The 382-nt window shown below is 66.2% G+C and carries 1 protein-coding gene; it reads right to left on the bottom strand.

Annotation, left to right across the window (positions count from 1 at the left end; all coding sequences use genetic code 11):
• Positions 1–382, bottom strand: a 382-nt coding sequence (locus tag JYJ84_RS37480) for an MFS transporter (RefSeq protein WP_205190373.1), incomplete at both ends; no start/stop codon positions are given.

Below are 382 nucleotides of genomic sequence, written 5' to 3'. Positions count from 1 at the left end.
GGGCACGATCCACAGCACGACGCCGATCGCGAGGATCGACAGCACGCCGACGATCGCGAACAGCCCGCTCATCCCGACCCAGTGGAACACGATCGGCGCACCGACGATCGCGACCGCGAACGATACGCCGATCGACCCGCCGACCATCGCCATCGCCTTCGTGCGGTTCTGCTCGGAGGTCAGGTCGGCGATGAACGCGAGCACCGCGGACGACACCGCGCCCATCCCCTGGATCACCCGGCCGACGATGATCCACGTGATGTCGTGCGCGGACGCGGCGACGAAGCTGCCGATCGCGAAGATCACGAGGCCCGTGGCGATCACCGGCTTGCGGCCGAACTTGTCGGACGCCCAGCCGTAAAAGATATAGAACAGCGACTGT

This window comes from Burkholderia sp. LMG 13014, assembly GCF_905232215.1.
Classification (GTDB): Bacteria; Pseudomonadota; Gammaproteobacteria; order Burkholderiales; family Burkholderiaceae; genus Burkholderia.
Note: the sequence above shows the minus strand (reverse complement) of the source record. Positions and strands in the feature narration are given on the sequence as shown.